The sequence below is a fragment of the Shewanella sp. KX20019 genome (assembly GCF_016757755.1).
Classification (GTDB): domain Bacteria; phylum Pseudomonadota; class Gammaproteobacteria; order Enterobacterales; family Shewanellaceae; genus Shewanella.
In genome coordinates this window covers 3,255,411-3,268,893 of record NZ_CP068437.1, presented here as the reverse complement: position 1 = coordinate 3,268,893, position 13,483 = coordinate 3,255,411, and the positions used below count along the sequence as shown (strand labels likewise).

General features: G+C 45.6%; 10 protein-coding genes. 7 read left to right on the top strand and 3 right to left on the bottom strand.

Annotated elements, in window-relative coordinates:
- Positions 1-80 precede the first annotated feature (80 nt).
- Complete coding sequence (locus tag JK628_RS14340; protein WP_202285303.1) at positions 81-569, top strand: CvpA family protein; 489 nt, start codon at positions 81-83, stop codon at positions 567-569.
- Positions 570-667: 98 nt separating this feature from the next.
- Complete coding sequence (gene purF, locus JK628_RS14335; RefSeq protein WP_202285302.1) at positions 668-2,182, top strand: amidophosphoribosyltransferase; 1,515 nt, start codon at positions 668-670, stop codon at positions 2,180-2,182.
- 73 nt (positions 2,183-2,255) lie between these two features.
- On the opposite strand, the gene JK628_RS14330 is transcribed toward purF, so the two are convergent.
- Positions 2,256-2,528, bottom strand: a complete 273-nt coding sequence (locus tag JK628_RS14330) for a hypothetical protein (protein WP_202285301.1) — start codon at positions 2,526-2,528, stop codon at positions 2,256-2,258.
- Positions 2,529-2,688: 160 nt separating this feature from the next.
- Here JK628_RS14330 and JK628_RS14325 point away from each other — a divergent pair, with 160 nt between their 5' ends.
- The 5 genes from JK628_RS14325 (at position 2,689) to JK628_RS14305 (ending at position 11,676) form a co-directional block, all read left to right on the top strand.
- Complete coding sequence (locus tag JK628_RS14325; protein WP_202285300.1) at positions 2,689-4,737, top strand: DNA topoisomerase III; 2,049 nt, start codon at positions 2,689-2,691, stop codon at positions 4,735-4,737.
- Positions 4,738-5,022: 285 nt separating this feature from the next.
- Positions 5,023-5,412, top strand: a complete 390-nt coding sequence (locus JK628_RS14320) for a hypothetical protein (RefSeq protein ID WP_202285299.1) — start codon at positions 5,023-5,025, stop codon at positions 5,410-5,412.
- A gap of 433 nt (positions 5,413-5,845) precedes the next feature.
- On the top strand, positions 5,846-7,213 hold the full coding sequence (locus JK628_RS14315) for a TolC family protein (protein WP_237524026.1): 1,368 nt from the start codon (positions 5,846-5,848) through the stop codon (positions 7,211-7,213).
- Positions 7,210-8,523, top strand: a complete 1,314-nt coding sequence (locus JK628_RS14310) for an efflux RND transporter periplasmic adaptor subunit (RefSeq protein ID WP_202285298.1) — start codon at positions 7,210-7,212, stop codon at positions 8,521-8,523. Before JK628_RS14315 ends, JK628_RS14310 begins: the two co-directional genes overlap by 4 nt.
- A 12-nt stretch (positions 8,524-8,535) precedes the next feature.
- Positions 8,536-11,676, top strand: coding sequence for an efflux RND transporter permease subunit (locus JK628_RS14305; protein ID WP_202285297.1), 3,141 nt, complete (start codon positions 8,536-8,538; stop codon positions 11,674-11,676).
- Between the two features lie 118 nt (positions 11,677-11,794).
- Here the strand turns inward: JK628_RS14305 and JK628_RS14300 are convergent, their stop codons facing one another.
- A complete protein-coding gene (locus JK628_RS14300; protein WP_202285296.1) occupies positions 11,795-11,992 on the bottom strand; it encodes a DUF4250 domain-containing protein in 198 nt (65 codons plus the stop codon).
- A 141-nt stretch (positions 11,993-12,133) separates the two neighbouring features.
- The gene (locus JK628_RS14295; protein WP_202285295.1) at positions 12,134-13,423 is read right to left on the bottom strand and encodes an alpha/beta fold hydrolase; all 1,290 of its coding nucleotides are present in this window, start codon (positions 13,421-13,423) and stop codon (positions 12,134-12,136) included.
- Between the last annotated feature and the right edge of the window lie 60 nt (positions 13,424-13,483).

Genomic DNA, 13,483 nt, shown 5'->3' with positions numbered 1-13,483 from the left:
TTCGTGCCTAAAGCGTGTGAAATAACTCGGTCTCTGTTAGAATCGCGCCGTCTTAAACCCTATGCCGGATATACTCTTCAATGGTTTGGATTGATTACGCCATATTAATCGTTATTGGACTGTCAACGCTGATCAGTTTAGTACGTGGCTTTGTAAAAGAAGCGATGTCACTCGTAGTGTGGTTTGCCGCATTTTTCATCGCCAGTCAGTTTTACCTCAAACTCGCCACTCATCTCACTCAGATGCAAGATGAACTCGTTCGCAATGGCGTCGCGGTCGCTATTCTGTTTGTTTCAACTCTCATTCTTGGCGCGTTAGTCAACTATTTAATTGGTCAATTGGTCTCAAAGACCGGTTTGTCTGGCACTGATAGAGTGCTCGGATTGTGCTTTGGTGCACTTCGAGGCGCACTTATTGTCAGCGCAATACTTTTTTTCTTGGATGCTTTTACCGGAGCACCCAATACAGATTGGTGGCAGGATTCAACGCTCGTGCCCGAATTTGGAGTTGTGATCCAGTGGTTCTTTGACTACTTGGAAAACACCTCAAGCTTTGTACCCAAAATATAAAATGCACTAAAGCATTATTTGGTCTTTAGCTAAGCAGCTGCTTAACTAAAGCAAAAATATTTAAATAATAGAACATCTTACAATGAGGAAGCTTACCCATGTGTGGTATTGTCGGAATAGTTGGTCAGTCATCGGTTAATCAAACCATTTATGATGCATTGACCGTGCTTCAGCATCGTGGACAGGATGCTGCTGGCATTGTGACCGTAGACGGATATGCGTTTAGACTACGTAAAGCCAATGGCTTGGTGAAAGACGTATTTGAACCAAAGCATATGCAACGCCTGCAAGGCAGTGCGGGTATTGGTCATGTGCGTTATCCAACGGCAGGGAGCTCGAGTGCTTCTGAAGCTCAGCCATTTTATGTGAACTCTCCTTTTGGTATCTCATTAGCGCACAACGGTAATTTAACCAATACGGTTGAGCTGCATGAGCGCCTACTTAAGCAGCGTCGTCACGTTAATACCACCTCTGACTCAGAGGTGTTACTTAACTTGCTCGCCGATGAGCTTCAGCATACGACTAGCCAAGAGTTAACTGCAGACGAAGTATTCAACAGTGTGACCAAGGTCCATGAACTCACTCGCGGTGCATATGCTGTTGTTGCGATGATTCTAGGCCAAGGTCTTGTTGCATTTAGAGATCCATTCGGTATTCGTCCCTTGGTGTTAGGTAAACATGAAACGCCAACGGGCACCGAGTACATGGTCGCTTCTGAAAGTGTGGCACTGGATGCGGTTGGTTTTGAGTTTATGCGCGATGTAGCTCCCGGTGAAGCTGTGTATATCAGCCTTAAAGGTGAGCTTCATACTCGTCAGTGTGCTCATTCGCCAAGCTATGCCCCCTGTATTTTTGAGTTTGTTTATTTTGCTCGTCCAGACTCAACAATAGACAAGGTTTCGGTATACGGTAGCCGCGTTAATATGGGTACCATGTTGGGTGAAAAGATAAAGAAAGAGTGGGAAGATCATGACATTGACGTAGTGATCCCTATTCCCGAAACATCTTGTGATATCGCCTTAGAAATTGCTCGTCATATGGATCTTCCATATCGTCAAGGTTTCGTTAAAAACCGCTATATCGGCCGCACATTTATTATGCCTGGTCAGCAAGAGCGTAAAAAATCGGTCCGTCGTAAACTGAATGCGATTAACGCTGAATTTAAAGACAAGAATGTACTCTTGGTTGATGATTCAATTGTACGTGGTACCACGTCTGAGCAGATCATTCAGATGGCACGCGATGCAGGCGCCAAAAAAGTATACTTTGCTTCTGCAGCACCTGAAATTCGCTTCCCCAACGTCTACGGCATTGATATGCCAACGACCAACGAGCTTATTGCTCATGGTCGTGATGTAGAAGAGATCACCAAGTTGATTGGTGCTGATGGTATGATCTTCCAGTCATTGCCTGATTTGATTGAAGCGGTTCGTCAACAGAATCCCTCAATTAAGCGTTTTGAAACCTCAGTATTCGATGGTAAATATGTCACTAATGACGTAAACCAAGAATATTTGGACTACCTAACGCAATTGCGTAACGATGATGCCAAAGCAAATCGTAGCAAAGATATTGGTACCAACTTAGAGATGCATAATGTTTGTCACCCGTAATTAGGCAATGCCTTTGCTGGTGTAAAACAGATTGAACACAAAAAAGCCGAGTATTTGCTCGGCCTTTTTATGTTCATAAACTAAAGAGCTGTGCTACCCAGACGGCCATCCAACTGACAAAAAGTAATGTACAAGCTGTTTTCCCAAGGTTATGGCTAACTTTTAGGCCCAAAATCGTGCTCACGCTCGTCAGCACAATGACCAAACTGCTCAATACTAATGGCTCGACCGCCGGACTCTGTGCCAATAATGGAGCGCACAATATCACCCAAGCAGTGACCAGTAGAAAGTGAAATAGTAGTAGCTTGTCTAATCTCGTGTTTGGCTTACTTAACGTCGTCAACATTATTCCTCCTCCAAAGTTAGGCTTAGCATTAGGCATTAAATGAGAATGATTCTCAACAAAGTTTACAATCTTTGAGCCGTTAACCGACTTTTGATTGCGCCAGCAGTCACCTCAGGTTACAGTTACTGTTAATTTATACAGTAATAGTAAATGTGCACTGATGATCTTATATATTGCAGAAAAACCCAGTCTTGGTAGAGCCATAGCTGACGTGCTGCCTAAACCTTTGAAAAAAGGTGAGGGCTTTATACGCGCTGCCAATGGTGACTGTGTTTCATGGTGCGTCGGACATTTATTAGAGCAAGCTGAACCTGATGCATATTCACCAGAATATAAGTCGTGGAAGTTTGAACATCTTCCGATAGTGCCAGATGTTTGGAAGATGAAACCCAAATATAAGATGCGCGGTCAAATTTCAGTATTGAGAGGGCTAGTGAAAGAGGCGACTCAACTGGTCAATGCTGGCGATCCGGATAGAGAAGGGCAGTTGCTAGTCGACGAGATTATTGCTCATCTAGGTGTTAAAGGTGCCAAATTACAGCAAGCCAAACGTCTGCTAATCAGTGATTTAAATCCGCAAGCGGTAACTAGGGCCTTAGGGCAATTGCGGCTGAACCGTGAATTCATCCCGTTGTCGACATCAGCCCTGGCACGCTCTCGCGCTGACTGGCTCTATGGTATGAACATGACCCGGGCTTACACCATTCAAGGGCGTAAGGTGGGTTATCAAGGTGTGCTCTCGGTAGGCCGAGTTCAAACACCAATACTGGGGTTAGTGGTCAGGCGTGATGAAGAGATTGGCAACTTTGTCTCAAAACCATTTTATGAAGTGCTAGCACATCTAACCACAGATACTCAGCAGGCATTTACAGCCAAATGGCAACCCAGCGAGGCATGTCAGCCTTATATGGATGAAGATGGGCGAGTACTATCTAGAGGATTAGCGCAGAATGTGGTTGGGCGTATCACGGGCAAAGAAGCAATAGTTGAAAAAGTCACAGCGCAAGATAAAAAATTAAATGCACCGCTGCCTTACAATCTATCTTCATTACAGATCGATGCCGCCAAGCGTTTTGGTATGAGCGCTAAAACGGTACTTGATACCTGTCAGTCGTTATATGAGCGCCATAAACTGATCACCTATCCACGTTCAGACAGTCGCTATCTACCGGTAGAGCAACACGCGATGGCCGCTAGCGTCATTGCGACAGTTAATAAAGGCGCAGCAGAGCTGACGCAAGGTATCGATGTACCGAATGCAAAACTTAAGTCAAAAGCTTGGAATGCCAAAAAGGTCGATGCCCACCATGCAATTATTCCCACTGAGAAAATCGCCAATCTATCGAGTTTAAGTCCAGCTGAAAAGCAGATCTATCTGCAAGTCGCACGGCAGTATTTAATGCAATTTTATCCCGCGTATCTCTATAAAGAAACGCTGGTCGAAATTGTCATCGCTGGAGGCGTGTTTAAGACTAAAGCCAAGCAAGAAAATGCGCTAGGTTGGAAGCAGCTGCTAAAACAGAGTCAATCTAATTCGAACAATGGTGCTAGCCCATCCTCGTCTTCAGGCTCTAAAAGCGGTAACAAAAACGATGACGAGGAGTTAACCACCATACCGCCATTAACCAAGGGGCAATCTTTACATTGTCAGCGTGGCGAGTTATTAGAGAAACAAACACAACCACCAAAGCACTTTACCGATGCCACTTTGCTTGGGGCTATGACGGGGATAAATCGTTTTGTCACCGATCCTGACATTCGGAAAATACTGAAAGACACCGATGGACTGGGGACGGAAGCGACCCGTGCTGGCATTATCGAACTGTTATTCAAACGCAGTTTTCTAGTCAGACAGGGTAAAAGTATTATTGCCACAGATGTGGGTAAAGGCCTGATTAACAGCTTGCCTCTTAGTGCTACGACCCCCGATATGACCGCACTGTGGGAAAATACCCTGGATTCGATGAGCCGCAAAGAAACCCAATATCAAGCCTTTATGCAGCCGCTTATAGGTAAATTAGATGAGTTGATTACCCAGGCGGGTTCGGTGTTGCCTACCGCCTTGCAGGGCGTTAAGAGTCCCACCCCGTTTAAGAAAAAGTCTTACTCTCGTGGCGGCAATAATTCGGGTAGGTCGACAACGAAGAAAGGGATCGCTAAAAAAACTGCAACTAGAAGGACTCGCACTAACAGTACAATGGCTAAATAGTCGTTTACCAAGTAATAATAGTGTTATCTCTAAATGGACTAAAACGATGGCTCGTTGGATGATTTTTATCAGTCATTGGACAATTAGCTCAGCAAGTCATTAGTTACTGCTTATGAGAGAGTGTTGCCTAAAGAGCAATGACCACTAGGCATTACCATGATCCCGATCATGTTTTCACACTCTTTTGCGTTAAGCTCTATTTACTGAAGATAAAAACCGTTATCATTTGCTGGTAATTTATTATCGGTAGTCGAACGTTCTACCAAGCAGATACGGGAAATATTGTTGTTTAACTCGACCGCTTCAATGCAGATGTTTCAATCTAAATTGACACTAGTACTCTTACTGGTGGTTTTTGTGTCGCAGTTATTTCCCACATGTGTTGCTTCAGACATCCACAATGTTGAGTTTTATTCTGCTGAGTTACCGCATTTAGAAAATGCACTGCCGCTTGAGCTACAGCAAGCTTGCTGCGATGTGCATGCAAATGCTTGTCAGCACATGGTGGATGTGAGCGAGCAAGACGAGTACGACAACGATTTTCATACCTCTTGCCATCCTCCATTGGAGTTTAGCTTTGCGACGCAATCGAGCGGCGTTAACAGCAAGTGTGATTTTTTCGTCAGCTATATCAATTATAATTACGCACCACCGATCCCCCCTCCGCACGCTTAATCCGCTTTATCCAAAACTAAATAAATTGTTGAGTCATTATTTTTATAAATAGTTGAATCAATAAATTTTGAGTCGTTAGGTTACCTTGCAAAGTGCAGTATGCGCTTAAGGGGCCACAGTTTTAGCACTCTCTTTTATGATTGTCAGTTTTGTCACTGCAAGCATAGGGAATGCGCTGGATATTGTTGTTATAACAGACTGAATCGTTTACTCGGTAATCTCTGTTGTGACTGGTTTCATTAGATCTATGTTGTACAGTTCATGACAATAAACTCGTTAAATTCGTCGGTGGCGCTTTATGTCGACAACGCACGGGTGTTAGTGGCTAATCAACAACAAAATCAAATAAAGCTGGGATAAAACCACGACTCTCATCATTGAATTAATCGGCTAAGTTAAAGCAGATTAATTGAATTAATAGGAGTTCTGTCTCGTGATAAGAGATACAAGAATCATTCGAGTTGCATGCCAGCGCGGATTTGTGACGGTCATATTGTGCTTGTTGAGTCTATACGCAACGCAAAGTTTCGCTAATGGCCAAGGGGCTGCGGATCTTGAGCCTCAGCGCACTGACGGTAATAGTCAACAGGGTATAGGTTTGCCTTGGGTATTAGAACAAAGTCTTTTGCATAACATCGCTCTTAAGAGCTTTCCTTATGAAGATAGGGCGAAAGAAGCATTGGCGTTGCAAGCGGGGATCAAACCTAACCCTCAGTTAAAGGTGAGTGTAGAAAATATTCTCGGCACTGGCGATAAGCAAGGGGTAGAAAACGCCGAGATCAGTTTAGCTCTTAGCCAGCTTATTGAGCTTGGTGGTAAGCGTCAACGCCGAATTGACTATGCCTACGCCGATCAAAAGCAAGCCATGAGCGATTATGAGTTACTGCGCTTAGACGTGTTAGCCCAAAGTACCGAGCGCTATTACCAGTTGCTACGCCTGCAAGCCTTACAGCAGTGGATCGCGCGCCGTATGACTGTCGAAGCGAATGCACTGGAGGCGATTAAAGTACGTGCGAATGCTGGCTCAGTCATTCAAGCCGATGTCAGCAAGATGGCGCTGCGACTCGCGCAGTCAACCTCAGCCAAGCAACGTATTGATGGCGACGTCAGTGTCGCGCAGAAGCGCTTAGCTGCGATGTGGTCTAGTGAAGTTAATTTCAATAGGGCGAATGAGAAGCTGAAGTTAGTTAATGTGCTTCCAACTGCAGCCAGTGTATTGAATGCAATCGAAACCGCGCCGCAATATTTAAAGCTATTGAGCGTAGAGCGTTTAATGGTCGCTAAGCGTCGTATGGAAGAGTCAAAAGGGCGAGCGGATATTACCGTTGGCGTTGGCGTTAAAAGTTATGATGGCTTTGATGACGGCGCATTAATGGTTAACTTCGCTATGCCATTGCAGTTCTCAAATCCAAATGAGGGCAATATCTTAGCGGCGAAAGCCAACGAAGATAAGGCCAACGAACAGCAACGATTAGCCCGTGCTCAGCTAAAACTGACCTTACTCGAAGTACATCAATCAATGATGAATAGTGCCAAACAAGCCAACTATATTACGTCGAATGTGCGTCCGTTGGCTAAGCAACTGCTTGAACATACTCAAACAGCTTACCAAACTGGCCAAGCAAATGTGTTGCAACTGGTGGATGCTCAATCAGAGCTCTTTACTATCGAACGTGAACTTATCGAGGCAAAAGCGGCAGTTTATTACGATCTTCTCGCACTAGAGCGGATCACTGGCCAATCAATGACCCTTGTAAACACCACTAATAAGCCTGTCGTGGCAATGGAACAACCGCAATGAAAATCAAATTAAAGCCGTTATCAAAAGCGTTTTCAACAGCCGCATCAACATCGCTATTCGCAGCGGTCCTGTCGGTATCTATGCTAGCCAGTAGCCTATTGCCTATTAGCGTTGCCCAAGCGAGTGGGGGACACGGACATGAAGAACAAGAAGAGGAGCACGCAGAAGAGGGACCACATGGTGGTCGTCTGTTACATGATGGCGAATTTGCACTGGAAGTGACCATGGCTGAATCTGGGATCCCACCGGAGATGCGGATCTATGCTTTTCATAATGATGAAAAAGTCGATCCTAGCGCCGTTGAACTCAGTTTAGTATTAAACCGCTTAGGCGGCGTCATCGAGGGCGTAGAATTTGTAGCCGAAAAAGACTACTTAGTCAGTCGCCAAAGTGTCTCAGAGCCGCACTCGTTTGATGTGGAAGTGAAGGCTAACTTTAATGGTAAGGCATTTGACTGGCACTATGAAAATCATATGGGCCGCACCCAAATTAACGATCGACTCATAGCACTGTCCGGCGTGAAAACCGCTGTTTCGGCGCCGCAAACCCTTAAGTTTACCGATACCTTATTTGGTATTGTTGCCCCGATCACTGATAAAGAGTTTAGCGTTACAGCACCCTATACCGGCGTGATTGAGCAACTTAACGTCAGTATTGGCGATAATGTCGTTAAAGGGCAGGTCATTGCCACGGTACGTAACTCAACGACGTTACGTAGCTATACCGTTAAAAGCCCTGCGAGTGGTCAGGTTACCGAACAGACATTATCGGTTGGGGATAATACCATTAACCGTGCGATCCTGCGCATTAGCGATCTTTCAAATGTGTGGATTGACCTATCAGCCTTTCCGCAAAATATTGACAAGCTAGCACTGGGTCAACCCGTGACCATTAATGATGATAAACATAGCGATAGCAGTGGCTCACACAGTGAAGGCGCGGCAAGTAGCACCATCAGTTATATTGCACCGGTAATGACGGGCGGACACATCGCACGAGTGCGTGCTGTCATTGCCAATCCGCATGGCCACTGGCGTCCGGGGATGCACATACAAGCTGATATTCAAACCCGTACTAAGCCTACTGTTAACGCAGTTCGCGCTGATGCACTACAAACTTTTATGGACAAACCCGCGGTATTTGTAAAATTTGGCAATACCTTTGAAGTCCGCCTACTAACACTGGGTGAGAGCGATGGAGAGTATGTTGAAGTGCTCGAAGGGCTAGCTGTTGGGGCAGAATATGTCACCGAAAATAGCTACTTACTTAAAGCCGATATTATGAAAGACGCTGCTAAGCACGTTCACTAAGGGGTTATCTCAATGGATACAATTATCGCATTCGCGCTTAGGCGGCGATTACTGGTATTGGCACTGACACTGCTCATCGCGGCATTTGGGGTATATAACACCTTAAAGCTGCCGATTGATGCGGTGCCAGACATTACCAATGTTCAAGTACAAATTAATACCGCAATCGCAGGTTACTCACCGCTCGAATCAGAGCAGCGACTCACCTACGTGATTGAAAATGCCATGGCGGGTATTCCTAGCCTTGAGTACACCCGTTCTATCTCGCGTTATGGTCTGTCGCAAGTGACGGTGATTTTCGAAGAGGGTACCGATATCTATTGGGCTCGGCAGCAAATTACTGAGCGACTGCAGGGGATCAGAAGTGAACTCCCCCGGGAAGCAGAACCTGCACTCGGGCCGGTCAGTAGTGGCTTGGGTGAAGTGTTTACCTATTCAATTCGTGCGCTTGACGGTGCGCTAAAAGAAGATGGTAGCAAGTATAACTCAGAAGACTTACGTACAATTCAAGACTGGATCATTCGTCCGCAACTGGTCAAAGTTAACGGCGTAACTGAGATCAACAGCCTTGGCGGTTTTGAGCGTGAATATCAAGTTGCGCCCGATCCAGCCAAGCTACTGGCCTATAAAGTCACCGTTAATGATGTCATCAACGCCTTAGATCTTAATAATCGTAATGCGGGCGCCGGTTACATTGAGCGCAGCGGAGAACAATGGTTAGTGAGATCCCCAGGTCAACTTAAAGACTTGGAAGAAATTCGCCAAGTTGTCGTAACCAAACGTGACGACGCTCCGGTACGTATTGGTGATGTGGCCGAAGTGTACTACGGCAAGCAGTTACGTACTGGTGCAGCGAGCCAAGATGGTGAAGAAACCGTGCTCGGCACCGCATTTATGTTGCTTGGCGAAAATAGCCGTGTGGTCGCCAAAGAGGTCGGTGAGAAACTCAAACAGATCAATACGAGTCTGCCACAAGGTATCGTTGCCGAAGCGGTTTATGATCGTACCACCTTAGTGGATAAAGCGATAAAAACAGTGCAGAAAAACCTATTTGAAGGTGCTGTACTCGTTATTGTTGTGCTGTTTGCACTGTTAGGTAATTTTCGCGCGGCACTCATTGCAGCATTGGTGATCCCGCTCAGTATGTTGTTCGCCATTTCAGGCATGACAGCCAACCGAGTTTCAGGCAACTTGATGAGCCTCGGCGCGATAGATTTCGGCATCATTGTCGATGGTGCGGTGATCATTGTTGAAAATGCGTTGCGCAGGCTCGGCATGGCACAGCATCAACACGGGCGATTACTGGTACTGGAGGAGCGTGTCAAGGTGGTGTTTGAGGCCACTAAAGAGGTATTCCGTCCGGCAGTCTTTGGTGTATTGATCATCATGTTGGTGTACTTACCTATTTTCGCGCTCAACGGCGTTGAAGGTAAGATGTTCCACCCAATGGCCTTTACCGTTGTTGCAGCCTTGATTGGTGCACTATTGTTTTCAGTCACTTTTGTCCCCGCAGCAATTGCAATATTTGTTAAAGGCAAAGTGAACGAGAAAGAAAACTGGTTGATGGCAAGTGCACGTAAAGCCTACGAGCCAGTACTATTTTTCTCACTTAAACGACCATTGATCATTCTTGCTGCGGCGATTGTGCTTATCATAGTGACCATCGTTCAGCTTAGCCGATTAGGATCGGAGTTTTTACCTAAGCTAGATGAAGGTGATATTGCGATGCACGCCATGCGGATCACCGGCACCGGGCTTGAGCAATCGATTGAGATGCAGAAGCAACTAGAATTGGTCATTGGTGAACTCGATGAGGTGCAGCGGGTATTCTCGAAAGTAGGTACACCAGAAGTGGCAACCGATCCTATGCCGCCAAGTGTTGCCGATACCATCTTGATCATCAAGCCGAGATCAGAATGGCTCGATCCAAGCAAAACTAAAGCAGAGTTTATTGACGAGCTACGTGAGCTGGTTGAGCAAGTTCCCGGTAATAACTATGAGTTTACCCAGCCGATTGAGATGCGTTTTAATGAGCTGATCGCCGGCGTACGTGCCGATGTGGCACTGCGAATTTATGGTGATGATCTCGATATACTCAAAGATGCTGGCGACAGAGCTATGGGGCTATTTAACACCATTGATGGCGCTGCGGATGTGCGAGTTCAACAGATGGCGGGTTTACCAACGTTGTCGGTGCAACCCAATCGTGATCATTTAGCCTTGTTGGGCTTGACCATTGTAGATGTGCAACAAGCGCTGCAAGCCGCCGTGGCTGGTGTGCCCGTGGGTCTTATCTATGAAGGTGATAGGCGTTTTAAGTTAGTGGTTAGAATGGGCAGTGATATTAGCCAAGATCTTGATAAATTGGCAAACTTACCAATAGCACTGCCCAGTGATCTCAACCCAGATCTCAGCTATGTGCCACTGGGTGAAGTCGCCGAGCTTAAATTTCTTGTGGGGCCGAACCAAATTAATCGTCAAAGTGGTAAACGCCACGTGGTGGTGACGGCTAACGTTAATGGCCGCGATTTAGGCTCGTTTATCCAAGACACTAAGCAAGTGATGACCAAGCAACTCGCACTGCCGAGTGGTTATTGGAGTGAATATGGTGGCACATTTGAGCAACTAGAATCAGCTTCTAACCGCTTGATGATCTTGGTACCACTGACGTTACTGTTGATCTTTAGTCTGCTCTATGGTGCCTTTGGCTCCATTCGTGATTCACTGATCATCTTTAGTGGCGTGCCTTTGGCCTTAACTGGTGGCGTGCTGGCCTTGGTGGCGCGTGATATGCCGCTATCAATATCAGCCGCAGTTGGTTTTATTGCGTTGTCGGGCATTGCCGTGCTTAACGGCGTGGTGATGCTGAGCTTTATTAAGGAGCTTAAACAACAAGGTATTGAACTGATAGAAGCGATTAAACAAGGTGCGAGTCAACGTCTGCGTCCGGTGATGATGACAGCATTGGTGGCGAGCTTAGGTTTTGTACCCATGGCGCTTAACGTCGGTACTGGCGCAGAAGTGCAACGACCTTTAGCGACAGTTGTTATTGGCGGTATTATTTCATCGACGTTACTAACCTTAGTGGTTCTGCCAGTGCTTTACGCATTGGTGTATCGCTATACTCGCAAGGACAGTACGGATTCTGCTTAAAACAGCTTAATTAAACAGCCTGCTAAAATAGTCGGCTTATAAAGTATTGAATTAGCACTGCTAACACAGTGCGAATCAATAGCAGATGATATGACGATAGGGACTCGTACCCTATCGTCTATTTTAGGTTTCGATACTGATTACTTAGCGCGTTATAATGAAAGCCGATATTGGCAAGCTTAGACTCTAACAACTGTTTATCGATATCCAGTTCATAAAAGAGTGCGGTTTGATCTGCGCAGGTTAAACGCAGCTTTTCATTGACGATTCCAAGTAATGTTTCTGCACTAAGTTGTTCAAGATGAGTGATGTCCATCAGCGATAACCGAATCGTGGGGGTATCTATTAAATATGGTTTTACAGGCAAAAAAAAGCAAGCCTTAAAAAGGCTTGCAAAAGGTGATACTGGGTGAGGAACAGATTACATTATGTCGTGGTAATCTTAAGTGTTTCTTAATTAACGCAAGTTTTCCCCACGATTAATTGTAATTAATCTATCCAAAATATGTTCGCCATCCATCCGTATACCATTGTGTTCATATTCCGACGTTAGCCAGTACTTTAAGTTGCCCACTTTAGAAGCAGTTTCTAGGCTGTAACGCATCTCAACAAACATGTCTTCACTGTAGATAGCTGCAGCGACGGGTACCCTGTTCTCTGCTAATACTGCTTCTTGATACAATGCAGGCCAATCTTCTTTTTGAGCCAAGCTTGTGGCCGCTTCTTTCAACGGTTTTAGATTGCTGAACTGATCAAACATCCACGGATAGATCATCTCTCCAGTAAATAGAAAAGGCTTATCAGCGCTGTAGTTGAACTGAGGGTATTGCGCTCTAACGCGATGAGCAGACCAATTGGACGCGTTGTTTTGACAATAAATAGACTCATGCAGCAAGGCAAAAATAGGGTTGCTATTGTAATCTAGCATTTGGCAGAAATGGGTCAAAAATAGCGGGTTGACTATGGTGCCGTTAGCGGTTGTGATCAGTGCCTGCTCTAGTAGGTAATAGACGCTCTCTGGACCTTGCTCCATGCCAATGTTGATCCCAAGTAGCTGTAACATCTCAACGGTGAGTTGCTCGCCTGTCGCCAGCTTCACATCATTCTCGCTGATATGCTGCGCCAAGGCTTTAATCAAATCTTGTGCATCACTGAAACGACTGAAAAAGTCATTATTCTTAGCTATAACACGCTGATAAGTGGCTTGATAAACTTCATCAGCGCTACGCGTAAGAGAGGGGACCCCTCCGGTAATGTAGGCTTCTTTAAGTCCTTGTGGTGCATCATTAAGATATTTTAGAACACAAAACCCGCCAAAGCTCTGCCCCAAAATAGTCCACTTTTCATCACCCACCAGTTGTTTACGAATAGCCTCGGCGTCGCGAATAATATTGTCTGCACGAAAATGACTTAAATGTTCACTTTGTTGGCTTGTATTTAGGTGTGTCAGGCTCGCTGCACTCACAGGGGTCGATAAGCCTGTGCCTCGTTGATCAAGTAACAGCACACGAAACTCTTGTAAAGCACGCTTTATCCATCCGCCATTGGCTGCAGGCCTAACCGCACCAAATCCAGGGCCACCTTGAAAGAAGACGATGAAAGGCAGTGATTTATGCTGGTTTTCAGGGCTAACCAGTTCTCGAGCAAAAATCTCGATTTTCTTACCGTCAGGGCGGTTGTAATCAAGCGGTAAGGTGAAGGTGTGTTTAAGAGCAACCATGCCAGCAAAGGTCAGTTGTGTTGTCATTTAGTGAGCCTTATCTTATTTTTAAGTATTTTATGGGCAACAGAGCTGGAGATTGTATAC